Annotated in this window: 25 protein-coding genes and 1 pseudogene; 14 read left to right on the top strand and 12 right to left on the bottom strand. The window is 65.1% G+C overall.

Annotated features, from left to right (window positions below):
* Positions 1–157: 157 nt before the first annotated feature.
* The 3 genes from AAFG07_RS21155 to AAFG07_RS21145 all read right to left on the bottom strand — a co-directional run bounded on the left by AAFG07_RS21155 (position 158) and on the right by AAFG07_RS21145 (position 3293).
* A complete protein-coding gene (locus AAFG07_RS21155) occupies positions 158–709 on the bottom strand; it encodes an NADPH-dependent FMN reductase (RefSeq protein WP_229184050.1) in 552 nt (183 codons plus the stop codon).
* Between the two features lie 237 nt (positions 710–946).
* The gene (locus AAFG07_RS21150) at positions 947–1504 is read right to left on the bottom strand and encodes a hypothetical protein (RefSeq protein ID WP_342729203.1); all 558 of its coding nucleotides are present in this window, start codon (positions 1502–1504) and stop codon (positions 947–949) included.
* Positions 1505–1547: 43 nt separating this feature from the next.
* Positions 1548–3293, bottom strand: coding sequence for a YadA-like family protein (locus AAFG07_RS21145; RefSeq protein ID WP_342728925.1), 1746 nt, complete (start codon positions 3291–3293; stop codon positions 1548–1550).
* Positions 3294–3531: 238 nt separating this feature from the next.
* Here AAFG07_RS21145 and AAFG07_RS21140 point away from each other — a divergent pair, with 238 nt between their 5' ends.
* Both AAFG07_RS21140 and AAFG07_RS21135 read left to right on the top strand, forming a co-directional pair.
* A complete protein-coding gene (locus AAFG07_RS21140) occupies positions 3532–4665 on the top strand; it encodes a helix-turn-helix transcriptional regulator (protein ID WP_342728923.1) in 1134 nt (377 codons plus the stop codon).
* Positions 4666–4895: 230 nt separating this feature from the next.
* Entirely contained in the window at positions 4896–6011 is a 1116-nt protein-coding gene (locus AAFG07_RS21135) for a D-alanine--D-alanine ligase family protein (protein ID WP_342728922.1), read from the top strand.
* Between the two features lie 10 nt (positions 6012–6021).
* On the opposite strand, the gene AAFG07_RS21130 is transcribed toward AAFG07_RS21135, so the two are convergent.
* Both AAFG07_RS21130 and eno read right to left on the bottom strand, forming a co-directional pair.
* A complete protein-coding gene (locus AAFG07_RS21130; protein ID WP_342728921.1) occupies positions 6022–7161 on the bottom strand; it encodes a zinc-binding dehydrogenase in 1140 nt (379 codons plus the stop codon).
* Between the two features lie 48 nt (positions 7162–7209).
* Positions 7210–8493 (bottom strand): phosphopyruvate hydratase, encoded by a 1284-nt coding sequence (gene eno, locus AAFG07_RS21125; protein WP_342728920.1) that lies wholly within the window; start codon positions 8491–8493, stop codon positions 7210–7212.
* A gap of 181 nt (positions 8494–8674) precedes the next feature.
* On the opposite strand from eno, the gene queF reads away from it, so the two are divergent.
* The 5 genes from queF to AAFG07_RS21100 all read left to right on the top strand — a co-directional run bounded on the left by queF (position 8675) and on the right by AAFG07_RS21100 (position 11390).
* Positions 8675–9151, top strand: coding sequence for a preQ(1) synthase (queF, locus tag AAFG07_RS21120; protein ID WP_194454218.1), 477 nt, complete (start codon positions 8675–8677; stop codon positions 9149–9151).
* 317 nt (positions 9152–9468) lie between these two features.
* The gene (locus tag AAFG07_RS21115; RefSeq protein ID WP_212314728.1) at positions 9469–9651 is read left to right on the top strand and encodes a DUF1059 domain-containing protein; all 183 of its coding nucleotides are present in this window, start codon (positions 9469–9471) and stop codon (positions 9649–9651) included.
* A 118-nt stretch (positions 9652–9769) separates the two neighbouring features.
* On the top strand, positions 9770–10066 hold the full coding sequence (locus tag AAFG07_RS21110) for an antibiotic biosynthesis monooxygenase (protein WP_342728919.1): 297 nt from the start codon (positions 9770–9772) through the stop codon (positions 10064–10066).
* A gap of 87 nt (positions 10067–10153) precedes the next feature.
* The gene (locus tag AAFG07_RS21105) at positions 10154–10306 is read left to right on the top strand and encodes a hypothetical protein (protein ID WP_342728918.1); all 153 of its coding nucleotides are present in this window, start codon (positions 10154–10156) and stop codon (positions 10304–10306) included.
* A gap of 643 nt (positions 10307–10949) precedes the next feature.
* A complete protein-coding gene (locus tag AAFG07_RS21100; RefSeq protein ID WP_342728917.1) occupies positions 10950–11390 on the top strand; it encodes a hypothetical protein in 441 nt (146 codons plus the stop codon).
* Positions 11391–11606: 216 nt separating this feature from the next.
* On the opposite strand, the gene AAFG07_RS21095 is transcribed toward AAFG07_RS21100, so the two are convergent.
* Together AAFG07_RS21095 and kdsA are read right to left on the bottom strand one after the other, a co-directional pair.
* Positions 11607–12815, bottom strand: a complete 1209-nt coding sequence (locus AAFG07_RS21095; protein WP_342728916.1) for an MFS transporter — start codon at positions 12813–12815, stop codon at positions 11607–11609.
* A gap of 15 nt (positions 12816–12830) precedes the next feature.
* Positions 12831–13688: a 3-deoxy-8-phosphooctulonate synthase gene (gene kdsA, locus AAFG07_RS21090; RefSeq protein WP_342728915.1), complete on the bottom strand. Its 858-nt coding sequence runs from the start codon at positions 13686–13688 to the stop codon at positions 12831–12833.
* A gap of 179 nt (positions 13689–13867) precedes the next feature.
* Here kdsA and AAFG07_RS21085 point away from each other — a divergent pair, with 179 nt between their 5' ends.
* Positions 13868–14203 carry a PAAR domain-containing protein gene (locus AAFG07_RS21085; protein ID WP_342728914.1) on the top strand — a complete coding sequence of 112 codons (336 nt, stop codon included), beginning with the start codon at positions 13868–13870 and terminating at the stop codon, positions 14201–14203.
* A 127-nt stretch (positions 14204–14330) separates the two neighbouring features.
* On the opposite strand, the pseudogene AAFG07_RS21080 reads toward AAFG07_RS21085, so the two are convergent.
* Positions 14331–15203 (bottom strand): annotated as a pseudogene (locus tag AAFG07_RS21080) (LysR family transcriptional regulator); the annotation flags it as partial.
* Positions 15204–15345: 142 nt separating this feature from the next.
* On the opposite strand from AAFG07_RS21080, the gene AAFG07_RS21075 reads away from it, so the two are divergent.
* On the top strand, positions 15346–16428 hold the full coding sequence (locus AAFG07_RS21075; protein ID WP_342728913.1) for an alkene reductase: 1083 nt from the start codon (positions 15346–15348) through the stop codon (positions 16426–16428).
* A 93-nt stretch (positions 16429–16521) separates the two neighbouring features.
* Here AAFG07_RS21075 and AAFG07_RS21070 read toward each other — a convergent pair whose 3' ends face one another.
* Entirely contained in the window at positions 16522–16848 is a 327-nt protein-coding gene (locus tag AAFG07_RS21070) for an NIPSNAP family protein (RefSeq protein WP_092114564.1), read from the bottom strand.
* A 171-nt stretch (positions 16849–17019) separates the two neighbouring features.
* On the opposite strand from AAFG07_RS21070, the gene AAFG07_RS21065 reads away from it, so the two are divergent.
* The 3 genes from AAFG07_RS21065 to AAFG07_RS21055 all read left to right on the top strand — a co-directional run bounded on the left by AAFG07_RS21065 (position 17020) and on the right by AAFG07_RS21055 (position 19957).
* The gene (locus AAFG07_RS21065; RefSeq protein WP_342728912.1) at positions 17020–17694 is read left to right on the top strand and encodes a response regulator transcription factor; all 675 of its coding nucleotides are present in this window, start codon (positions 17020–17022) and stop codon (positions 17692–17694) included.
* Positions 17691–19070: a HAMP domain-containing sensor histidine kinase gene (locus AAFG07_RS21060; protein WP_342728911.1), complete on the top strand. Its 1380-nt coding sequence runs from the start codon at positions 17691–17693 to the stop codon at positions 19068–19070. Before AAFG07_RS21065 ends, AAFG07_RS21060 begins: the two co-directional genes overlap by 4 nt.
* Before the next feature lie 221 nt (positions 19071–19291).
* Positions 19292–19957: an SAM-dependent methyltransferase gene (locus AAFG07_RS21055; RefSeq protein ID WP_342728910.1), complete on the top strand. Its 666-nt coding sequence runs from the start codon at positions 19292–19294 to the stop codon at positions 19955–19957.
* A gap of 19 nt (positions 19958–19976) precedes the next feature.
* Here the strand turns inward: AAFG07_RS21055 and AAFG07_RS21050 are convergent, their stop codons facing one another.
* Both AAFG07_RS21050 and secG read right to left on the bottom strand, forming a co-directional pair.
* Positions 19977–21608, bottom strand: a complete 1632-nt coding sequence (locus AAFG07_RS21050) for a CTP synthase (protein ID WP_097676323.1) — start codon at positions 21606–21608, stop codon at positions 19977–19979.
* Between the two features lie 167 nt (positions 21609–21775).
* Positions 21776–22165 carry a preprotein translocase subunit SecG gene (gene secG / locus AAFG07_RS21045; protein ID WP_092114570.1) on the bottom strand — a complete coding sequence of 130 codons (390 nt, stop codon included), beginning with the start codon at positions 22163–22165 and terminating at the stop codon, positions 21776–21778.
* A 204-nt stretch (positions 22166–22369) separates the two neighbouring features.
* Between secG and AAFG07_RS21040 the strand changes: the two genes are divergently transcribed.
* Together AAFG07_RS21040 and AAFG07_RS21035 are read left to right on the top strand one after the other, a co-directional pair.
* On the top strand, positions 22370–22936 hold the full coding sequence (locus tag AAFG07_RS21040; protein ID WP_342728909.1) for an XRE family transcriptional regulator: 567 nt from the start codon (positions 22370–22372) through the stop codon (positions 22934–22936).
* Between the two features lie 3 nt (positions 22937–22939).
* Positions 22940–23479 carry a GNAT family N-acetyltransferase gene (locus AAFG07_RS21035; protein WP_342728908.1) on the top strand — a complete coding sequence of 180 codons (540 nt, stop codon included), beginning with the start codon at positions 22940–22942 and terminating at the stop codon, positions 23477–23479.
* 142 nt (positions 23480–23621) lie between these two features.
* On the opposite strand, the gene tpiA is transcribed toward AAFG07_RS21035, so the two are convergent.
* A complete protein-coding gene (gene tpiA, locus AAFG07_RS21030; protein WP_253590179.1) occupies positions 23622–24374 on the bottom strand; it encodes a triose-phosphate isomerase in 753 nt (250 codons plus the stop codon).
* Positions 24375–24463: the final 89 nt, after the last annotated feature.

The raw sequence follows: 24463 nt of genomic DNA, 5'->3' as shown, positions 1-24463 counted from the left end.
ATGCGACCATGCGGTTAACGGAGTGCTAAACCAGAGCGTTTTCGAGCGAAGCCTGTCCCGGACTTGATCCGGGATCGATAGCGGTTCGCGCGCAGAAAACCCGTCAGAACAACAAACCTGGAGCCCCGCTCCGATTCAATCGGAACGGGGCGCCGGGTTAGCCGTTCTGCTTTTCGACGAAGGCGGCGAAGGCGGCGAGGTACTGCTGCAACACCGTCTTGAGCGCTTCCTTGGTCAGTTCGCCCTTGTCGTCGAAGGCATCGCCGACGCCGTTGAGATAGGTTTCCGGCTGACCGAGGATCGGGCCGGAAATGCCCGGCAGGATGTTCTGCAGGTGCTTCGCCGCGCTGACGCCGCCGAGCGGACCCGGCGAGTTGGAGATGATGCCGACCGGCTTGCCGATGAACGAGCTCTTGCCATAGGGCCGCGAGGCAACGTCGATCGCGTTCTTCAGCACGCCCGGGACCGAGCGGTTGTATTCGGGGGTCACGAACAGCACGCCGTTCGACTTCTGCAGCTTCTCGCGAAAGGCCAGCCAATCCGCCGGCGGCGCCGCCTCGAGGTCCTGGTTGAAGAAGGAAATGCCCTCGAGGGTCGTCACATCGAGCTTCAGCGAGGCCGGCGCGAGCTTGGCCAGCGCATTGGCGATCTTGAGCGAGAAGCTCTGCTTGCGGATGCTGCCGACGATGGTGACGATGTTATAGGCCATTACAAAATTCCCCTCGGGTTGCGCGTAAGACTGGTCCACTTCACCTACCGGCACGCCAAGAAAGATGCAAGTGCATGGATCGTCCAATTCCGGAAACGCAGCGTTTATGAAACCGCTCCGCCGGGGCGTTCAACTCGCGTCCGCCCTCTGAAGTTTCAGGCGTTCGGCGAGGTCGCCGCTGAAAAGGTGCTGCTGGGTCAGGTCGCGGGATACAGCACGGCCATCGCCGGTGTCGGTCTATTTCGGCGCCGGGACATCGGCCGGCTTCTCCGCGGGCACGAGCTTGCCGCCAGATGAAGACTTTGCAGCCGCCGGTCTGGCGCCGTTTGTGGGCGCCTGTTTTTGCGCGGCCGGCGGCTCAGGCGCGGTGGGCCCGCTCTGTCCAATCGATACCGAGATTCCGAACAACCGCCACTGCCCGTTCACCGGTGCGAACGCCAGGTCGAAATTGACTTGGTTCGGCACCGAGGGAAAGAAGCCCGCCATATGCATCAGTCCGTTAGCCTCGATCTGCGGCAACAGATTGAGCTGCGGATCGATCACGGCGACACCGGAAAGGTCGAGATTGTCGTTGCGCAGCTTGGCGAAGATCTCCCCGAGGCGGGCGGCCGAGTTGATTTGAAAGCCCGGCGCGCCGATATCGCGCAGCACCGTGTAGTTGCCTGTCTTGTTGGCGTGATCGAGTGCGAGCAGCGAGGAGCGGACCAGCATGAGCACGCCGTTGCGATCGATCTGGGCCGGCTTTGGTGCCGGCGGAGGCGCTTCCGCGTGACAGGCGGCAGCCGCCGCCAGCAACGCACCCGCAGCTACCAGAGCCAGCAGCCAGATTGCTTTCCGATCACCACGCAACGGTCACTCCGGCCCGTCCCCCGACGCCGCCCTGCGCGAAACCGGCGGCGACGCCACCATTGAGCACGACATACTGGCTCAGCCGCATCTGCGCTCCGAGGCTCATGGCATTCTGTCCGCGGAACGTGCCCCAATTGGTCGAGATCGCAAACCTCTTGTCCGACGGCAGCGCCGCGCCGCCCATGGCGATCGCGATCGCCGTGCCCTCAAATGCCTGTCGCATCTGCGTCTGCAACGTCGAGACGTTGGACTGCAGGGTGGAAATATCCTGCCCGCTGAATCCGGCGGACGCCAGATTCCCGGCGGCGTCCGTCGTCACGACCTGGGTCGGTCCGGATTGCGCGGCGAGGCTCGCGGCCGAGGTTATGCCCGAGAGGCGATAGGTGCTGGACGCGGTGCCCACCGCGATCTGGTTGGCGGCCGTCGTCGCCGCACCGGCGCCGATCGCGGTCGAATTGGCGAAGGTCGCCGTCGCATTGCTGCCGAAGGCGGCCGAATTCGTTCCCGTCGCCACAGCGCCGTCACCGAACGCAGCGCCGCCATTGGAAGCCGAAGCGCCGGCGCCGACCGCGATCGAACCCGTCGCGACCGCGCCATTGCCGATCGCGATCGCATTGGTGCCGGTGGCAGCGGCATTGTAACCGACCGCGACCGCACCGGACGCGGTCGCCTTTGAACTGGCGCCGACCGCGGTCGCGCCGGTGGCGTTCGCGATGCTCGCCTGTCCGATCGCGGTCGTCGCCACCCCGGTGGCGTTGCTGCCTCGGCCGAACGCGCTGGCGGTCGTGCCGTTGGCGATGCTGTCCGCGCCGACAGCCGTTGCGGAATCGCCGGTCGCGGTGGCGGACCGTCCCAACGCGCTTGCGTTATTGCCGGTCGCGGTGCTGCCCGCGCCGGTCGCAGTGGCCCGGTCTCCATTGGCGATGCTGCCGGCGCCGGTCGCGGTTGCACCGAACCCGTTGGCGAAGCTGCCTTGGCCTGTCGCGGTTGCGAAGGTGCCGATCGCGTTGCTGCTTGCGCCGGTCGCGGTCGCTTCCGCGCCGTTCGCATTGCTGCCCGCGCCCGCCGCCGCTGCGAGGTTACCGATCGCGTTGCTGCCTGCGCCGGTCGCGGTCGCACCGAATCCATTGGCGATGCTGCTTTGGCCTGTTGCGGTTGCATTGGTGCCCGTCGCGGAGCTCAACATACCGGTCGCCGTCGCGTTGGTGCCGTTCGCCGTACTCTCCACGCCCGTCGCCGTCGCGGCGGCTCCGGTGGCGGTGCTAAAAGTGCCGTAGGCGCTTGCATTGGCGCCGGTGGCCAGGCTGTCGTTACCGGTCGCGGTCGCCTGCGTGCCGTTCGCGAAGCTGCCCGAGCCGATCGCCGTCGCGGCGGCTCCGGTGGCGGTGCTAAAAGTGCCGAAGGCGCTTGCAGCGACGCCGGTGGCCAAGCTTTCGTGGCCGATCGCGGTCGCATCGGCGCCGGTCGCCGCACTGCCTGAGCCGTAGGCCGTCGCAGATATGCCGGTTGTGCTCGCGCCGGAGCCGACCGCCGTCGCAAACCCTGACGGTGCATTGACGACGCCGCCGCCGGCCGCATAGTCCGCCGAGCGCGCCGCCGATGGATAGAGCATCGCGCTGGCGCCGAGCAGGCAGACGACACCGCGGGCAAGCGTGTCGCTTGTCAGCAAGCCGGCCTTGCGAGACCGGCTGCCGACCGGCGGGATGATGGTTTTGTGACGCCGATGACGGTACATGCGAGCCCCCAGAAACGGACGGCGCGAGTCTGCCGATTGAACTGCCGCTGCGGCACCTTCACCAAGCCGCGGGATGGTCGCATCTGACGTTCGTCGGAGGCCCGGGAGGAAAGACTGCGTTGCAACCTGAATGTCGCCAGGTGAGGCTTTGCAGCAACAACGCGCGAGATGCCCCAAAATCGAGCTTGCGGCACGAATGCCATCCGGGTCAGATTTGGCAACAGGCAGGGGCTGATCGATGCTTGGCGGCACACTTTCCGGCGAAGACGGGGTGCTCGATCTCGTCGCCGCGATCTACGATGCCGCACTCGACGCCGCGCGCTGGCCTGATGTCCTCAACCGGATCGGTGATGCCGTCGGCGGGCCGGAGGTGATCTTCGGCGTCTACGATCCGGCGACCGGGCTCTCGAACCTGCTCGCACCGCGCATCGATCCCGTGCTGGTCAACCGCCTGCTGGACTGGGCGCCGCGCAATCCGCTGCTGCCGCTCGGCATCGGTCAGGCGCCGGGCAAGGTTTTCACCGTCGGCAACTTCATCACGCGGGACCAATTCACGGACACGGATTTTTATCAGGAGTGGTGGCTTCCGGCCGGTTACGACACCGAGCCGCTGACCACCAACCTGCTGGTCGACGATGGCGCGACGGGAATCTTCACGAGCCACGGATCGCTCAGACGGCCGCCATTCGACGTCGATCAGAAGCGCCTGTTCGCCGCGCTTGCGCAACATCTGGTCCGCGCAGTCGCTTTGCAGCGCCGCCTGTTTCGGCTGACCTTCGCCAGCGAGAGCGCGCTCGACGGCTTTGACAGATTGCAGCAGGGCTTCTTGCTTGTCGATGCGGAGGCTAGGCCCCTGTTCACCAACCGCATCGCGGATGCGCTTCTCGACGCCGACGATGGGCTACGGCTCGAGGCCGGTCGTCTGTCGGCATCCGACGCGGACGGCGGGCGGATGCTGCGGAAACTGGTATTGTCCTGCGCGGCAGCCGCCGCTATCGGTGCCGGCGGCGAACTCACGCTGCGGCGGCACGCCGGCCGGCCACCGCTTAACGTTCTCGTGACACCGGTGCCGCTGGAGACAGCAATGGCCGCGCTGCCCTGGACCGTTTCGCGGTGCCCTGTCGCGATCGTGCTGGTGACCGATCCCGAGACCGACATGCAGGCACGCCTCAGCAGCCTGCAACGACGTTTCGGCCTGACGCCTGCGGAAGCCGCGTTCGCGCTGGAAATCGTCAAGGGCGACGGCCGTCAGGCCGCCGCTGATAGACTCGGCATCACCGTCGGAACGGCACGAACGCATTTGTCGAACATCTTCGACAAGACCGGGTCGAAGCGACAGGCCGAGCTGGTGCGCTTGCTCTTGCAGAAGTGAACCAGGCCATTGCTCGATCGCCCGACGCGGCGGGCGGCCGCCGCGCGCATGGTGGCCGAAACATTGTCCCGCCGCCGGCGGGACGCACCGGGAGGCGCCGGCCGCATCAATGCAAGGGGATGGCTCGTCCAATTCCGGAAACGCGCCGCCCGGGGCCAATTGTCGACACGTTCTTCCAAACATAATGTGGCGGGATTTCACGGACCATCCGGCCGACCGAAGAGCAGGCAATGGCAGAGCGCAAGACACGGGTTGCAATCCTGTTCGGTGGCCGTTCCGCCGAGCACGACGTCTCGCGGGCGTCGGCCGCAAACGTGCTTCGCTCGCTCGACCCGGATCGCTATGACGCCACGGCGATCGGCATCACCCGCGATGGCCGCTGGATCGTCACCGATGCGGGAAACGGCGCCGGCACCGGGAGCGGCGCGCTGACCATTCCGGACCAGGGACCGCAACTCGCTCTGCTGCCGGGCGGACAGGGCCGCGTCGTGGTGCTTCAGGGACCGGCGGCGGGACCGGCGGAATTGCCGGCATTCGATGTCGTCTTCCCGGTCCTGCATGGACCGAACGGCGAGGATGGCACGGTGCAGGGCGCGCTGGAATTGTCGGATGTCGCCTATGTCGGCTCGCGCGTGATGGGCTCGGCGGCCGGCATGGACAAGGACGTCGCCAAGCGCCTGATGCGCGACGCGGGGTTGCCGATCGTCCCCTTTGTCGCGATGTCGAGCGCGGCTCCCATCAGCTATGACGACGCCGTCAGCGCCCTCGGATCGCAGGAGGTCTTCGTCAAGCCCGCCAACATGGGATCATCGGTCGGCGTGTCGAGGGCGCGCACCGCGGAAGAGTTCGAGGCCGGCTGCAGACTGGCGTTCCGCTTCGACACCAAGATCCTGGCCGAGCGCGGTGTCGCGCCGATCCGCGAGGTCGAGTGCTCCGTGCTCGAGGATGCCGAGGGCCGCGTCCGCGCCTCCCAGCTCGGCGAGATCGTTCCGTCCGACAAGCACGGCTTCTATTCCTACGACGCGAAGTATCTCGATGCGGACGGCGCGCTGCTGCAGGTGCCGGCCAACGTGCCGGCTGCCGTTGCCGAAACCATCAGGGAGCTCGCCATCAAGACGTTCGGCGTGCTCGGCTGCGAAGGCATGGCGCGGATCGACTTCTTCCTGCACGGCGAGCAGGCCTTCGTGAACGAGGCGAACACCCTGCCCGGCTTCACCAACATCAGCATGTATCCGCGGCTGTGGGAGGCCAGCGGCCTGCCGCAATCCGAGCTGATGGATGTCCTGATCGGCCACGCCCTGGAGCGCCACCAACGCTCCAGGAAGCTGGCATTCGAGCGCGAGTAAACGCGGTTCGTTACGCGCCCTTGTTCGGGTTGATCAGGAATTTCTCGCCGGTGGCGCGCTTGCCGTAGACCGCGATGTTGTCGAGCTGCAGGGTCTCCTGCAGCGACACCACCTTGGTGTAGTGGCTGGCGAAAGTCGTCTTCAACTCGGCCACCACGCGCTGGCGCAGCTTGTTGCCGGCCTCCGGACCGATCTTCATCAGGAACGGGAACAGCAGCCAGCCGCCGATGCCCCAGGCCATGCCGAAGCCGCGCGGCAGTTCGATGTCGCGGGTATCGAGGCCGCCATAGACATAGACCTGCTTGTGCACATTCGAGCCGTAGCGGCTGTAGACCTTGGCGGCCTTGTTGATCGCGGTTTCCATCGCGACCAGGATCTGGCCGGCGAGCTTGCCGCCGCCGATCGCATCGAAGGCGATGGTCGCGCCGGTCTCGACCAGCGCGCCAGTGAGCTTGTCCATGAAATCGGGCGCGCTGGAATCGACGACATGTTTGGCGCCGATCTTGTGCAGGATGTCGGCCTGCTCCTTGTTGCGCACGATGTTGACGAGACCGATGCCGTCCTTGAGGCAGATCTTGTTCAGCATCTGGCCGAGGTTAGACGCCGCCGCCGTGTGCACCAGCGCCTTGTGTCCCTCGCGCCGCATCGTCTCGGTCATGCCGAGTGCGGTCAGCGGATTGACGAAGCAGGACGCACCTTCCGCCGGCGTGGTGCCGTCGGGCAGCGGCAGGCATTCGTTGACGCGCAGCGTGCGGTACTGCGCATACATTGCACCGCCGATCATCGCGACGGTGCGGCCCATCAACGCTTTCGCCGCGTCCGATGAGCCGGTCCTGATCACGACGCCGGCACCTTCATTGCCGACCGGCATCGACTCGTCGAGCCGCGCAGCGAGGCCAGGCAACGCCGCTTCCGGCACGCGCGCGGTCACCACAGGCAGTTCCTTGCTGCCGGTGACCTTTGCCGCCGCCATGTTGGCCGGGCCGATCAGGAGCCCGAGGTCGGACGGGTTGATCGGGGACGCCTCGACCCGGACCACGACCTCGTCCGGACCGGGCTCGGGGGTCGGGACATTGACCAGCGACAATTCCAGTTCGCCATCCTTCTTGAGCAGCGAACGCAGCTGCAGACCGCTCTTGCCGTCACTCATCCCGACCTCCCTTTTTTGCGTCTTGTTCAGTCCCGATCAGTTGGGGCGCTAGGCCAGCGCCTTCAAGGCCGCCCTGCCCGCGTATTTCGCCTGCGTGCCGAGCTGCTGCTCGATGCGCAGCAGCTGGTTGTACTTGGCGGTGCGGTCGGAACGCGCCAGCGAGCCGGTCTTGATCTGCCCGCAATTGGTGGCGACCGCGAGGTCGGCAATCGTGGAATCCTCTGTCTCGCCGGAGCGATGCGACATCACCGCGGTGTAGCCGGCCTTGTAGGCCATCTCGATCGCCGCAAGCGTCTCGGTCAGCGTGCCGATCTGGTTGACCTTGACCAGGATCGAATTGCCGCGGCCGTTCTTGATGCCGTCGGCAAGCCGCGTGACGTTGGTGACGAACAGATCGTCGCCGACCAGCTGGCACTTGTTGCCGATCGCGTCCGTCAATTCCTTCCAGCCGTCCATGTCGTCTTCCGACATGCCGTCCTCGATGGTGACGATCGGATAGCGGCTGACGAGGTCCGCGAGATACTTCACCTGCTCCGAACGCGAGCGGGTCTTGTTCTCTCCGCCATAGACGTAGGCGCCTTCCTTGAAGAATTCGGTGGAGGCGCAGTCGAGGCCGAGCACGACGTCGTCGCCCGCCTTGTAGCCGGCCTTGCCGATTGCGTTCATGACGAACTCGAGCGCGGCGTCGGCCGACGGCAGGTTCGGCGCAAAACCGCCCTCGTCGCCGACATTGGTGTTGTGGCCGGCCTTCTTCAATTCGCCACGCAGCGTGTGGAAGATCTCCGATCCGCAACGCAGCGCTTCGGCAAATGACGTGGCGCCGACCGGCAGGATCATGAATTCCTGGAAGTCGATCGGGTTGTCGGCATGCACGCCGCCATTGATGATGTTCATCATCGGCACGGGCAGCGTCCGCGCCGAGGTGCCGCCGACATAACGATACAGCGGCATGTCGAAGGACTCGGCCGCGGCCTTGGCGCAGGCCAGCGAGACGCCGAGGATGGCGTTGGCCCCTAACCGACTCTTGTTCGGCGTGCCGTCGAGCTCGATCATGATCTGGTCGATCGCGACCTGCTCCTCGACGGCCTGGTCGCTCAGCGCCTCGAAGATCTCGCCGTTGACGGCGGCAACTGCCTTTTCCACGCCCTTGCCGAGATAGCGCGACTTGTCGCCGTCGCGCAGTTCCACCGCCTCATGGGCGCCGGTGGACGCGCCCGACGGCACCGCCGCACGGCCGATCGACCCATCCTCCAGCACCACATCGACCTCGACCGTGGGGTTGCCGCGGCTATCCAGGATTTCGCGGCCGATGATGTCGACGATGTCAGTCATGAGTACCTCTTGTGGCAGTGAGGGGGTCGGATGGCGGTGCTTCTAGCGCAATGCATCGAGGGGGAAAAGGCCGGGTGACGGACGCCCGATCATAGGGAGTCCTTGTTTGAGCATGATCTTTCGGAAAACCGGTTTCCACTTTTCCGGATCATGCTCTATGAGACCCCCACGGAGACCCCGAATGGCGAAGAAATCCAGCAAATCAACGACCTCCCCCGGCCTGCAACTCGGCCGTGCGGTGGAATGGCCCGACGCGCCGGAAAAGGCGCAGCTTGACCGCGTGCCCAATCCGCAGGCTGGTACCGATTATCTGGTACGCTTCACGGTGCCGGAATTCACCTCGATCTGCCCGGTGACGGGCCAACCGGATTTCGCGCATCTGGTGATCGACTATGTGCCGGGCCGCTGGCTCCTGGAATCCAAATCGCTGAAGCTGTTCGCCGCGAGCTTCCGCAACCACGGCGCATTCCATGAGGATTGCACGGTCATGATCGGCCGGCGGATATCAGACGAGATCAAGCCGAAATGGCTGCGCATCGGCGGCTACTGGTATCCGCGCGGCGGCATTCCGATCGACGTGTTCTTCCAGACCGGCCGGCTGCCGAAGGGCCTCTGGGTTCCCGATCAGGGCGTCGCGACTTATCGCGGGCGGGGTTAGGTCGGGTACCCCCTTCAGTTCGCCACATCCGCGGATCCTCGGAAACCGGCGCGGAAGCCAACATGCCTATCGGCCTTTGGCCAGGAACTGACATGGGTGTTCCCTTTGATGTATCATATGTTCGAGCATGCCTGCTCTCGTGTGGTTGAAGCGACCATGATCGAGGACGATCGACACGCTCATTGTCGGCGGCGGGTAAGCTGGCCGGTCATGAGCTATCATTTGAAGAAGTCAGGCATAGTGAGCAGACGCGGGCATTATCGTGAGTGGGAGTAGTTCAGCACGGCAATAGTATACTCGTATTGACGGAGGCAGATTTGGGTAGAATGTTTGTGGATTGCCGAGAATACCCAAGTGAGATGAACTGCACGATCGCGATTTCAGCTGACACTCAAAAGGAGCTTCTGGAAGCAGCGGTACAACACGCTGTCGCGGTGCATGGCCATCAAGATAGTCCAGAATTGCGCCATGAATTGGCGAAGATGATAAAGACCCAGTAGGCGGGCCAATCGGTCTGTGACCGCCACGAAGCTGAAGCGAATGCATCCGCTTTCAACCTGCGCGACCACGTAAGCGCGCTTCCTCTACGGGAACGTCTCAGCGCTTTGGGAGAAGACGGTGACCGCTTTCAATGCAGTGCGTTTTCGAGTGAAGCCGGGGCGCGATCAAGAGTTCCTGGACGCTCACAAGACAATTGGAGCAACCTGGCCGGGTTTATTGCATGCCAGCATCATCAAAACCGGTGACCGTTCCTACTGCATGATCGCCGAGTGGCAAGATATGGACGCGTGCATCGCGGCGCGGCCAGCCATGATTTCCACTCTGAATTCTTTTCGCGACACGCTCGAGGACCTCGGCAACGGTCTCGGCCTAACCGATCCGGTTGCGGGTCCGGTCGTCTCATCCCTGAAATAGCGGTTGTGGGAATAAGCGGGCCGAGATGACCTGAGGGATCGCCAGGCCAGCCGTGGCTATGACGACGTCGCGTTCAAGGGCGACAAGGTGTTCCTAAGCTTCACCAACCCGGTCAATCCGGGCGGTGCGACCATGGTCCAGTTCCTCAACGGCGATCATCCGACCGGCGACCTTTCGGCGATCTTTGCCGCGATGGGCATGCACACCATGCACCTCCGGCAGGTGACGGCTAACCAATAGTGGCGATTGCGCGCCGGCGTCACCTGGACGCCAATTGGGTGCCGCGGTTCGACATGTGATCAATGCGCGAGGGATCAGGATGTACGGCCTGTCATGACTCGGCTCCGTTGTCGAACATGTTGCGAAAGCCTCGCGGCAGCCGCGCCTCGCCTTCAGGCCTATTGCAATGAGGACATGGCGACCCGGCCCCGCAACACGTGCAGGCGTCGGGACCTGTCCATGGCTGATCCTCGTGACTCTCACAGACCCAGCGCGTGTCATCACAAAGGATGCAATGACCGATCATGACAGCTGGGCGGACGTCCGGAACAATCGCCAACCCAAATAGCTAAAGGTGCCCGACCATTGATGCACCAATCTGGCGCAGTGAACGCAGTGAAACTTTCCACTGCGATCATTGCGATCCTGTGAGGCCTCATATGTGGCACCACAGCTCTCGCAGGAAAAATACACTGAAATTTGGGGTAAACTGATCATTTGGCTGCGCTGCTCCCTGAGTGGGGCGAAAGCGCAACCGGCGTTCTCATCACCGATAGAAGCCACGGGCCGGGCGGCGATGCGGAAAGCATACGCCGATCCGCCTGGCAGCGATAGGGCCACGATCAAATGCGATGCGGCGGACATCCCGTCTGAACACTGACGGTTGTTTTTTTTCGAGGCCAACACCACCATTGAAGCCTCTATGCGGCGACATTCGATGTCACGGTATCCGCACCTGGCATTTCAAACACTGAAAGCAGCAGATCTCCGGATCAATGCAAGCGAAGCCGGCTGGCACATGGTCAGCGCGCGTACCGCTCTCGCCTCTCACATAGGCATAGCCATCCGCCTGAGACAGAATAGCTACGTCGATGCTCCCGCAGCGCGGGCACTCCAGGTCTACGGTCCAACTATCGCGCGCGACCATGGGTCAAAATTGCCTCGTTGGAGCGACGTTGATCAGGCTTCGGTGTCGAGCTTTGCCATGATCACGTTAATGGTGGGGCTGATTGTTGCCACTGACGAGACATTGCAGCTCCGGCGCGCTAACCACGCCAGACGACCACAGCGACCAAGCAGAGCAGAAGAAACAGCGGCACGATGACCGGCGGCACAATTCAGTCGGTCAAGCGACGTCCGGACAACGGGCACGCTCCTTCATCGCCACGGCGGGAGCGTTCGTTACCCTCGGTCACCGTTAGAGGCCGCGCTGGAAGCACGGTCATAATCCACGGTACGCGCATCTTGTTTGAATAGCGAGCACTAAGGCGACTGAGCGACACAATGCCTTGATGCTGTGTGTCCATGACCTGAGGGATCGTTAGGGCTCGACGTCCGGGCGCAGGTCGGCGTCGGCCGGACGCCGCTGCTTCAGGAATCTCGTGCAGATGAAGCCGAGCACGACCATCACGGCGGCAGCGGAGACGAGCGTCGCGGTCTTGCCGGCATGTTGCAGGCCGAAGCCATAGGCGATCGGGCCGACGGTCTGGCCCATGAAGAAGAAGAACGAGTGCAGCGACAGCGCGGTGGCGCGCGCCTCGACCGACAATTCGCTGGCGAACACCTGCAGGCAGCCATGGATCATGTAGAAGCCGAGGCCCATCACGAGGAGGCCCGCCATCTGCAGCTTCCAGAGCGGCCCGAAGGCGACGCCGACAAGCTGGATGCCGACCAGCGTTGCGCCGACGACCATCATGCCCCTCACGCCGATCAACGGCAGCAGGCGCGCCACCGTCAGCGTGTAGAGCAATCCGCCGATCGCAAAGCCGGCGATCACGATGCCGGCGATCGAGAGCGAGGTCTCGCCGAGCTCGAACAGGAACGAGGCGATGAAGGGAAACAGCCCGAGCACGCAGCAGCCTTCGATGAAGACCGCCGAATAGCAGATCCGCGCGTTCGGATTGGTGAAGATGGTGCGATAGCCGTGGCGAAGCGCCTTGAGGCTGGTGCGCGGCGGACGGTTCAACGCAGCGCCGCGGAAGCCGGCCGCAACCGCCAGTGCAACGATGATCACGAGGCCGCCGAGCACCGCGAGCACACCGCGCCAGCCGAGGAAATCGCCGATCAGACCGGAGGCCGTGGCGCCGAGCAGGTTGCCGGTCATCGAGCCCGCGAGCGTTCGCCCGATCGCAAGCTGCCGCTTGTCGGGACCGACGAGATCGCTGGTCAGCGAGAGCGCCACCGGAAACACCCCGCCCGAGCCGATGCCGGCGAGGATGCGGGTCACGAACAGCATCGGAAACGAGGTCGAGAGCGCGCCGAGGATGTTGGCGACGCCGAGCAGCCCAAGGCAGATCGTCATCAGCCGCGCCTTGCCGAACAAATCGGCGGCGGCGCCGATCGCCGGCTGGACTGCGGCAAAGGTGAAGGCGAACACCGCGGCAAAGCTCGCCGCGGTCGCGATGCTGACGCCGAAATCCTCCGCGACATGCGGCAGCACCGGATCGAGTGCGCGCACCGACAGGCTCGCCGCGAAGGTCGCCAGCGTGATGACGTTGAGGGCCGGCGGCATGCCGCTCGTTGCGGTCATGTCGTTGTCCGCCGATCAGGCTGCCGTCTTGGCGAGCGCGTCGAACTGCATCAGCCGCTTGACGAGGGATTCGAAGTCGCGGAGCGGCACCATGTTGGGACCGTCGGACGGCGCATGATCCGGATCGGGATGGGTCTCGATGAACACGCCGGCAACGCCGACCGCGACCGCGGCGCGCGCCAGCACCGGCACGAATTCGCGCTCGCCGCCCGACGAAGTCCCCTTGCCGCCCGGCTGCTGCACCGAATGGGTGGCGTCGAAGATCACAGGCGAGCCGGTGGTGCGCGAAAGGATCGGCAGCGCGCGCATGTCTGACACCAGCGTGTTGTAGCCGAACGACGCGCCGCGCTCGGTGACCAGCACATTGGCATTGCCGGCGCCAGTGATCTTGCTGACCACATTTGTCATGTCCCACGGCGCCAGGAACTGGCCCTTCTTGACGTTGACGACCTTGCCGGTCGCGGCCGCAGCCAGCAGGAGATCCGTCTGCCGGCACAAGAACGCCGGGATCTGCAGCACGTCGACCGCCTGCGCCGCCTCAGCGCACTGGTCGGGTTCATGCACGTCGGTCAGCACGGGCAGCCCGAGCGAAGAACGGATCTCGGCGAAGATCGGCAGCGCCTGCTTCAGCCCGATGCCGCGCGCGGCCGACGCGCTGGTGCGGTTCGCCTTGTCGAACGAGGTCTTGTACACCAGGCCGATCTTGAGCCTCGCCGCGATCTCCTTCAGCGCGGACGCCACTTCGAGCGCGTGCGCGCGGCTCTCGAGCTGGCAGGGACCGGCGATGATCGAGATCGGCAAGGCGTTGCCGAATTTCGCCGATCCGACGGCAACGATCGGCGCGGCGGCTGGCGCGGAAACCTGATTGGTCAAAATGCTGCATCCTTTTGCCGGCGACCATGCAATCCCGCGCCGGAGGGATCAAGCCATCCTGCACGATGAGGGGGTTGCGCTGACGCCGTGGGTGCGCCCTGCTATCACAATCCTGCCCCAACCGCCCCTATAGACTGCCGCGGAACAGATTCCCAAGAGGAACGACAAAAAGGAACGAAATGCGCATCTCGGTTGTGATCGGAGCTGTGGCCGCCCTGTCGGCGATGTCGAGCCTGGCGCACGCCCAGACCAGCAGCCAGCCCGGGGTCGTCACCGGCGGCGCCGCCGGCGTCACCGTCAATGGCAAGCCGGCCGCGCGCAGCGGCGACACCACCAGCAATGGCGGCCCGCTCGTCGAAGGCGTGCCCAATGTCCTGATCAACGGCAAGCCGGCCGTGGTGATGGGCGATCGCACGCATTGCGGCGGCAAGACGACCTCCGGCAGCCACGGCGTCTTCATCAACGGCAAGCCGATGGTCCGCGAGGGCGATCAGACGTCGGGCTGCCCGCAATAGCGCGCATCTTGCCACCCCGCGCGGCAGATCTGTGAGCGCCATCCGCAGTGCCCGATGAAGAGGTGCGGCTTGCGGCAGCCTGCACCATCTCATTTGAGCACTCGCCGCCCCGGCAGTTCTTGAAGAATTCGATCATCCATCGCGCAGCGGGTCCCGGCGGCTCGGCAGCCCGGTAGGCCGCGAACATCGGCAGCGGCAGTCCTCCGGGCGGCGCCTCCTCGATTGCGAGTTCGACCAGCCGCCCCGCGGCGATGTCGTTTGCCACGGTATGATAGGGCATGCCTCCCCATCCGAGGCCGTTGAGGAGAAACGCGTGCTTGGCGAACAGATCCGCCAGGCGCCAGGTCGAAGGAGACATCACGCCGATCTCGCGGCCCTGCGAAAGCGTTGAGCGATCGGTCAGCACGAGCTGCACATGTCGCGCCAGCTCCTCTTTCGGAATGGCACCCCGATAGGAGGCAAGCGGGTGGTTCGAAGCAACCACGAACATGAACTTGATGCTGGCCACGCGCTCCTTGACCAGGCCGGTCGGAAGCGACGGCAGCGAACCCACGATCCCGACGCTCACGCGTCCGTCGATCACCGGTTGCACCGCGCCTCCCAGCGCTTCGACGTAGAGCCGCAGCGGCGTTGCCGGAAACTGGACCCGAAACTGCCGGGCAAAAGCGGCGACGGCCTCGATCGGGAGAAATACGTCCACGACCGCCGTCAACTCGGCCTCGAGCCCGCCGGCGATGCCTTTCGCGCGCGCCTTCATGGCGTCGACGTCGCTCATGACCGTCCGCGCGTCCGCCAGCAGGATGACGCCTTCCGTTGTCAGCTTCGGATAGCGGCCCGCGCGGTCGAACAAGGCGACGCCGAGATGGGCCTCCAGGTTCAGGATTGCCTCACTGACCGCCGATTGGGTTCGCTGGACGCGACGTGCTGCGGCCGAGAAGCTGCCCTCATCGGCAGCGGCCACGAACATCCGCAGCTGGTCGAACGATACGCTCTCAAGCATTGTGGCCTCATATCGGCTGGTCCGATGGATAGTATCAGCATATAGTGGCTACCGCCGATACAACCAAATCCTACTTCTGCCCTTGAAGGGCGACCTCCTGCTCGCAGCGAGGCGTCTGGAGCCAAGATAGGGAACCCACAAAATGGCACTCGGCACACAAAGATTTCTGCCCGTCCGTGTCGGACGCAGCACCCTGGCCAACCGGTTGGTCATGTCACCGATGACCCGAAGCCGCGCGGGACTCGATGGCACGCCCGGAGACCTCGCGGCCGAATATTACGCCCAGCGCGCCAGCGTCGGCCTGATCGTCACCGAAGGCACACAGCCCTCCGATGACGGCCAGGGCTATCTCGCCACGCCCGGCATCTACACGGCCGCACACATCGCCGGCTGGAAGAAGGTGACGACGGCGGTGCATGACAAGGGCGGCCACATCTTCATCCAGCTGATGCATGCGGGACGCATGTCGCACCCCGACAATACGCCGCATCATCGTCAGGGCGTTGCCCCGTCCGCCATCGCCCCGGGAGCGCCGATGTTCACGGCGACGGGGATGAAGGACATTCCGGTGCCGCGCGCGCTGTCGATCGAAGAGATCCGCCAGACGGTCGCCGATTTCCGTCACGCGGCGCGCGCCGCCATCGAGGCTGGTGCTGACGGCGTCGAGATCCATGGCGCGAATGGTTATCTCATCCAGCAGTTCCTCGCGCCAAGCGCCAACACGCGCACCGACCAATATGGCGGCTCGATCGAGAACCGCGCGCGCTTTGCGATTGAGGTCGCTACCGCAATTGCAGCGGAGATCGGTGCGGACAGGACGGCGATCCGTTTGTCGCCCGGCACAACGCTCGGCGGCATCGACGAGGGCGCGGTTAGCGCTGCCCTGTACCGTCACTTGGTCGCCGAACTCGACAAGCTTGGCCTTGCCTACCTTCACATCCTTCATAACGGCGACGACCGCCTGGTGGCCGACTTGCGCGCGCTGTGGAAGCGGACACTGATCCTGAACCGTCCCGGTCATCCGGCCGAGCAGATCGGCGCCGATCTCGCATCGGGCCTCGCAGATCTCGAAGCCTACGGACGGTTGGTCCTCGCCAACCCGGATTTCGTCGCGCGGCTGAAGACCGGCGCGCCGATGAACGACGCCGATCACACCACATTCTTCGGCGGCACGGCGCGCGGCTACACCGATTATCCGGCGCTTGCGGCCGCTGCGATGGCTTGACGGTCGATCCCTTAGAAAATGCCCAAGGAAAAGGAAACCTCCGGCGGACCGCCGGAGGTTTTCCTCAATTGCACGCACCCTCGTTCGGCAGCATCACTTGACCGCCGAGAACGACGTCGGCACCAACAGCTGGTTGACGATGTTGAGAACGATCTGGCCGTCCTCTTCGGTCTTGGCGCGCGCGGTGATCCATTCCGGATCGGTCTGGAACGCGGTCCATTTCTTCTCGCGCTCGGCGAGCGATTCCCAGGCCAGCAGATAGGTCAGTTCCTGGTTGGATTCGCCGACCAGCGTCGTGAAGAAGCCGGCCTGCTTGATGCCGTGCTTGTCCCAGAGCTTCAGCGTGATGGTCTCGAAGCGCTTCAGCAGCGCCGGCAGCCGGCCCGGCAGGCAGCGATAGACGCGGGTCTCGTAGATCATTGGTGATCCTCTCAGATTTGTTGCGCGGGCGGTTATAGCTAGCCGGTTCCGGACTGTCTTGAGGGGGCGACAACATGGCACCCCTGCTGATCGGAAGCGGCCATTTCCGCAATGTTGTTGCAATGTTACTTGCCCTACAACCGGCCGTACGGGATCTGGACCCAAAAGCACATGCGAATACTGCTGGTTGAAGACGAGGCCGAAATGGCGGCGGCGCTGGCGCAGGCGCTGAAGGGCTACGACATGGTCGTCGATCACGTGCCGACCCTTGCCGAGGCCGAGGAAGCGATTTCTGCCGACGTGCATGGCGCCGTCCTGCTCGACCGCCAGCTCCCCGACGGCGACGGCCTCACGCTGATCCCGAAGCTGCGCGCCAAGGCCGACGGCGTTCCGATCATCGTGCTGACCGCGCGCGGCGATCTCGCCGACCGCATCACCGGCCTCGACAGCGGCGCCGACGATTATCTGGCCAAGCCGTTCGCGGTCGAGGAGCTGTTGGCGCGGCTGCGCGCCGTGCTGCGCCGTCCCGCCGGCGTGCAGTTCGAGATCATCAAGGCCGGCCGGATGGCGTTCGATTGCAGCCATCGCGAGGCCAGCGTCAATGGCCGCCCGCTCGAGCTGCCGCGACGCGAGCTGCTGGTGCTGGAGACGCTGCTGCGCCGGATGGGCCGCACCGTGCTGCGCGCGACGCTCGAGGAAGCCGTCTACAATTTCGAGGACGAGATTCAGTCGAACGCGCTCGACGCTCACGTCTCGCGGCTGCGGCGCAAGCTCGCCGACTCCGATGCCGGCGTCGAAATCCACAGCATCCGGGGCGTTGGCTACCTGCTGAAGCAGGTATCATGACCGAGCCCGCCGATCACTACTGCCTGCACTCGCAACTGAGCTGGCGCCTGGTTGCACTGCAGGCAGCCCTGCTGACCGGACTCGTGCTCACGGTGCTCGGCGCACTGTGGGCATCGGGCTTCCTGCTGGTCAACCGGGATGAAGATCGCGTCATCGACGTCGTGCAATCGGCCGTCGCGCGCAATGCGCAGGGCGAACTCGTGCTGCGTCCGACCGACGATCTCAGCAAGCTGCGCGCCGAGATTCCCGATCTCTGGTTCGCCGTGCGGGACCGCGAGGGGCACACGCTCTCCGAAGGCGACGTGCCGGCCGATTTCGCGCGCATCGGCAATGCCCTCGATCATATCAGCCAGGCGCGGCTCGGCTACCAGATGCTGGAGGACAGTCCCGGCAAGCCGGCGGCGCGGCTGAAACGCGTCAACACCGATGCCGGAAACGTCCAGATTCTCACCGCGACGCAAGGCCGGATGACCGGGACCAAGGCGCTGCTGGTGATGGCGGCGACGTGCCTGGGCTCTACCCTGCCCGGCTTGTTGCTGATGGCGTGCGCCACCTTCATCGCGACGCCGATGGTGGTGCGCCGCGCCTTCGCCGGCATCGAGTCCGCGTCCGACGAGGCCCGCCGGATCGATTTCCGCCAGCGCGGCAGCCGGCTGTCGGCCGACCATTTGCCGCTCGAAGTCGCGCCGCTGGTAAGCGCCGTCAACGATGCGCTGAAGCGGCTCGACGACGGCTATTCGCGCCATCAGCGCTTCGTCGCGGACGCCGCGCATGAATTGCGCACGCCGATCGCGATTCTCAACACACGGCTGGAGTCGCTGCCCCCGGGGCCAGAGAAAACCCGCCTGCTCGAGGATGCGGCACGGCTTGCGACGCTCGCCGAGCAGCTGCTCGACATCCAGCGTTTCGACCAGTGCCGCAATCCGTTCGGCCGCGTCGATCTCGTCGCGATCGCGCGCAGCGTCGCCGCCGACCTCGCGCCGCTCGCGATCGCGGCCGGTTACGAATTGTCACTCGATACCGCAACCGATCGGGTCGAGACGCTGGGCGACCGCGCCGCGCTCGAGCGCGCGCTGACCAATCTCGTGCAGAACGCCATCCAGCATGGCGGCCGCCGCGGCACCATCACCATCCATGTCGGCAGCGCCGCGACGATCGACGTCACCGATGAAGGCAACGGCATTCCGAAGGATGAGCGCACGCGGATCTTCGATCCGTTCTATCGGCTTGCGCCGCTCGATCGCGGCGCCGGCCTCGGACTCAACATGGTGCGCGAGATCGCAAGACTGCATGGCGGTCACGTCTCCGTGCTCGATGGCCCGACGGGCGGCGCGAGCTTCCGTCTCACATTACCGCCGGCACCGTTCGCATCGTGACGCCAGCGCGTTTCGAGCGAAGCCAGTCCCGGACTTGATCCGGGATGGGCACCGGCTCGCGTGAAGAAAACGCATCAAAGCTAGAATCTGGAGCCCGTTCCGATTCAATCGGAACAGGCTCCCGCAACATCGCGCAATGTTGTCGCAATGCAGGCCCCGCAAAGAAGAGAACGCGCCGCGCAATCGAGTCGAGGCGCGGCGACACCTTGCTGGGAATCCCAATGTCACATGATCTCCTGTCTTTCTTCACGGCGTGGATGGCAGCCCCCGGCCGCGTCGGCGCCATCGCGCCCTCGGGCACCGCGCTCGCCGAACTGATCACGCGCGACATCAGCGCCAACACCGGTCCGGTGCTGGAGCTCGGCCCTGGAACGGGCGCCTTCACCTATCAGCTGCTGAAGCGCGGTGTGCGCCAGCAGGATCTCACGCTGATCGAATACGGTTCGGATTTCATGCGGCTGCTGCAGCTCCGCTTTCCCGGCGCGCGCGTGCTGTGGATGGACGCCGCGCGGCTGGCCTCGGAACGGCTGTACGAGGGCGCGCCGGTCGGCGCCGTCGTCAGCGGACTGCCGCTGCTCAACATGTCGCCGCGCAAGGTGATCTCGATCGTCAGCGGCGCATTCAGCTACATGCGTCCCAATGGCGCGTTCTACCAATTCACCTACGGGATGCGCTGCCCGGTGCCGCGGCCGATCCTCGACCGGCTCGGTCTGCGCGCCACGCTGGTCGATCGCGCCATCCTCAACGTGCCGCCCGCCGCGGTCTACCGGCTGACGCGACGCCCGCAATACAAGCTCATCACGCGCGACGTCACCCCTGCGGCCGATGCAGGCGTCTCACCGATCAAGAAGGAACGCCGCGCCAGCAAGGACTGCGCCGTCGTGTAACGGCGCAGCTGACGGCGGCTTACATCAGCCGGCTCTGCTTCGCTGCCGCCTCGATGAACGACGCAAACAGCGGGTGCGGCTCGAACGGCCGCGACTTCAGCTCGGGGTGGAACTGGACGCCGATGAACCAGGGATGGTCCTCGTATTCGACAATCTCGGGCAGCACGCCGTCGGGCGACATGCCTGAGAAGCGCAAACCGTGCTGCTCGAGGCGATCCTTGTAAGCGGTGTTGACCTCGTAGCGATGGCGATGACGCTCTGAGATCTCGGTCGCGCCGCCATAGACCTGTGAGACGCGGCTGCCGCGGTTCAGCGCCGCGGGATAGGCCCCGAGCCGCATGGTGCCGCCGAGGTCGCCGCTCTGCGAGCGCTTCTCGAGCTCGTTGCCGCGCAGCCATTCCGTCATCAGGCCGACCAGCGGCTCCTTGGTCGGACCGAACTCGGTCGAGTTCGCCTCCTCGATGCCGACCAGATTGCGCGCCGCCTCGATCACGGCCATCTGCATGCCGAAGCAGATGCCGAAATACGGCACGTCACGCTCGCGCGCGAATTGCGCCGCGCGGATCTTGCCCTCGGCGCCGCGCTGGCCGAAGCCGCCGGGCACCAGAATGCCGTTGACGTGCTCGAGGAACGGCGCCGGGTCCTCGTTCTCGAACACCTCGCTCTCGATCCAGTCGAGATTGACCTTCACCTTGTTGGCGATGCCGCCATGCGAGAGCGCCTCGATCAGCGATTTGTAGGCGTCCTTCATGCCGGTGTACTTGCCGACGATCGCGATCGTCACCGCGCCTTCCGGATTGCGGACGCGCTCGTTGATGACGTTCCAGCTCTGCAGCGCCGGCGGAATCTTCGCCGTGATGCCGAACGCGGCCAGCACCTCGTCGTCGAGGCCGGCGGCGTGATAGGCCTCCGGCACGGCGTAGATGTTGTCGACGTCGCGCGCCTCGATCACGGCGCTCTCGCGCACGTTACAGAACAGGCCGAGCTTGCGCCGCTCTTCCTTCGGGATTTCACGGTCGGTGCGGCACAGCAGGATGTCCGGCTGGATGCCGATCGAGCGCAGCTCCTTGACCGAGTGCTGCGTCGGCTTTGTCTTGAGCTCGCCGGCACTTGGAATGTACGGCAAAAGCGTCAGGTGAATGTAGACGGCGTGCTCGCGCGGCAGCTCGTTCTTGAGCTGGCGGATCGCCTCGAAGAACGGCAGGCCCTCGATGTCACCGACCGTGCCGCCGATCTCGACCAGCACGAAATCGTACTCGTCGTTGCCCGACAGCACGAATTCCTTGATCGCGTTGGTGACGTGCGGGACCACCTGGATGGTGGCGCCGAGATAATCGCCGCGGCGCTCCTTGGTGATGATGTCCTGGTAGATCCGCCCGGTCGTGATGTTGTCGGCCTTGGTGGCCGGACGACCGGTGAAACGCTCGTAATGGCCGAGATCGAGATCGGTCTCGGCGCCGTCGTCGGTGACGAACACTTCGCCGTGCTGATACGGCGACATCGTCCCGGGATCGAGGTTGAGATAAGGATCGAGCTTGCGAAGGCGGACTTTGTAGCCCCTAGCCTGCAGCAAAGCGCCGAGCGCCGCTGAAGCCAGACCCTTGCCGAGCGAGGAGACCACGCCGCCGGTGATGAATATGTACCGCGCCATGGGACTTTACCTTTAAGCCGCTTCCTGCGATTCGCAAAACGAATCGGCTGTTCCCGGCAAACAAATCACCGGGCTGTGGGTTACGTTAAACTGAGAGCGATTTCAGAGCATTAATGGGGATTTTGGATGCAGGATGCCAGCGCTGCATCCTGCATGGCGCCCCTGCTTTATTGCGACCGTGGTGCCTGCGGGCCGCTCGGAGCCTGCTGCCCCTGCTGCTCGTCGGTCTTCTTCAGCGAATCGAGGATGCCGCCGGAGGTCGGTGCAGTGATCGGCGCGCCGCTGGCCGGCTGGGTCTGCGCCGGTGCGCCGGTGCCGATGATCGAGCTCGGCTTGCGGTCGTAGCCCGCATACCAGGACAGAAACAGGCTCGTGAGGAAGAAGCCGGCCGCGAGGATCGCGGTGGTCCGCGACAACAGATTCGCGGTGCCGCGGCTCGACATGAAGCCGGCGCCGCCGCCCATGCCAAGGCCACCGCCTTCGGATTTCTGCAACAGCACAGCGCCGATCATGACGGCGACGATCATGAGATGGATAATGATAACGACAGTCTGCATCGCAAGCCTTCCGTCACAAGCCGCCAAGCGGCCAGACAAACGGCGCTATCGGCTTTGCGGTTTTTCGTGAAGTCGCGCCCTGTTACACGATTGGACCGGGCATTGTCACCCCCGAGATAGTCGCAATGGCGGACATCTCAAGCGGTGCCGATGGCATCAGCCCGAGGCTTGATCGGAATCGGCTATTTCCATTATAATAGACGTATGGATACTTTGGTAGACGATCTGAGCCAACGCCTGGCGCAGCGGATCAGGCTGGAGCGCGACGGCCGGGGCTGGTCACTGGCCGAGCTCGCCGAACGCTCCGGCGTCTCGAAGGCGACGATCAGCAAGATCGAGCGCGCCGAGGTCAGCCCGACCGCGGTCGTGCTGGTGCGCCTCGCCTCGGCCTTCGACCTCACTCTGGCCGGGCTGATGTTGCGCGCCGAGGGCCAGGGCGAGCAGCTGTCGCGCGCCGCCACGCAGCCAATCTGGAGCGATCCGGAAACCGGCTATCTGCGCCGCCAGGTGTTCAGCCGCCCCGATCATCCGGTCGAACTGGTGCGGGTGGACATGCCGCCGAAGCAATCCGTGACCCTGCCCGCCTCGTCCTACGCCCATATCCGCCAACTGGTCTGGGTGCTGAGCGGCAGCCTCGTCATCACCGAGGGCGGCGCGCGCTATGTGCTCGGCGCCGGCGATTGCCTCGGCTTCGGCCCACCCGCTGAGACCACCTTCGCCAACGAAACCAACGCCGGCTGCACCTACGTGGTCGCCCTGGCCCGGAGCTGACGCATGCCGCACTTCGACATCAAGTCGCTCGAGGACGGGCCGGATCTGCGCAACGCGCTCGGCGCGCTGCTGGTCGAGACCGTCGCGAGCGGCGGCTCGGTGAGCTTCATGCATCCGCTGCCGATAAATGACGCGAAGGCATTCTGGCAGGATTCGCTTGGCGCGGCTGCGCGCGGCGAGCGAGTAGTGCTCGGCGCGTTCGACCGCGACAGCCTGATCGGCACCGTGACGCTGCTGCTGAAGCTGCCGCCGAACCAGCCGCACCGCGCCGAGATCGCCAAGATGATGACGCGCGTGAGCCACCGCAACCGCGGCGTGGCGACCGCATTGCTGCGCGCCGCCGAGCAGCTGGCGATCGCGCACGGGCGCACGCTGCTGGTGCTCGACACCGCCGTCGACGACGGCGCCGCGCCGCTTTACGAGAAGCAGGGCTTTCAGCTCAGCGGCATCATCCCGGACTACGCGCTGAAGCCGCATGGCGGCCTCACCGGGACGATGATTTACTGGAAGCGGATCGGCGCGGCGCCCAATCCGTCACCCTGAGGAGCGCGTAGCGCGTCTCGAAGGGTCGACGGCCACCAGCCGGGCCGTCGATCCTTCGAGACGCGCGCAAGAGCGCGCTCCTCCAGCGACAAAGGCTTCGCCTTTGCGCGGGGATGACGGTGTGAGAACTCGGCGGCCCGCCCTAACAGCCCGCAGCGATCGCCAAAAAGTCGGACGCCTTCAGGCTGGCGCCGCCGACCAGCGCGCCGTTGACATTGGCGACGGCCATCAGCTCCGCGGCGTTCGACGGCTTCACCGAGCCGCCATAGAGGATCCTGATCCGGTTTCCCTCGCCCTTGAAGCGATCGGTGAGCTGACCCCGGATAAACCTGTGAACTTCCTCGACATCTTTGGCGGTCGGGGTCAGGCCGGTGCCGATCGCCCAGACCGGTTCATAGGCCACCACCAGATTGGCCGCGGTCGAGCCGTCGGGCAGCGAGCCCGCAAGCTGGGTGCCGCAGACGTCGAGCGTCTTGCCGGCGTCGCGCTGCTCGCGCGTCTCGCCGATGCAGACGATCGCGGTCAGTCCAGCGCGCCAGACCGCCTCCGCCTTCTGCCGAATCAACGCGTCGGTCTCGCCATGGTCGGCGCGCCGCTCGGAGTGGCCGACGATGATGGCGACCGCGCCGAGATCCCTAAACATTTCCGCCGAGAGGTCGCCGGTGTGGGCGCCCGACGCCTTCGGATGGCAATCCTGGGCGCCGACGGCGACCTTCGAGCCGCGCGCCTTGTCGGCAAAGGCCCCGACCAATGTCGCCGGCGGACAGACCAAGAGATCGGCCTTCCCGGCGACATCGCCGGCGCCGGCCAGCATCGCGTCGAACTCGGCAAAGGAGGATTTCAGGCCGTTCATTTTCCAGTTGCCGGCGATCAGCGGCCGGATGGCGTCGGTCATGTCGGATTTCCCATCATTCAAGCGTGCCCCTGCGCTATCAGAGCCGGGCGGCGACTTCCAGAGCACGGCTTCGCGCCTGCCGTGCGACG

It is taken from the genome of Bradyrhizobium sp. B097, assembly GCF_038957035.1.
Taxonomy (GTDB): Bacteria; Pseudomonadota; Alphaproteobacteria; order Rhizobiales; family Xanthobacteraceae; genus Bradyrhizobium.
The sequence above is the reverse complement of the archived record's forward strand: the minus strand, read 5'-3'. Positions and strand labels throughout refer to the sequence as shown.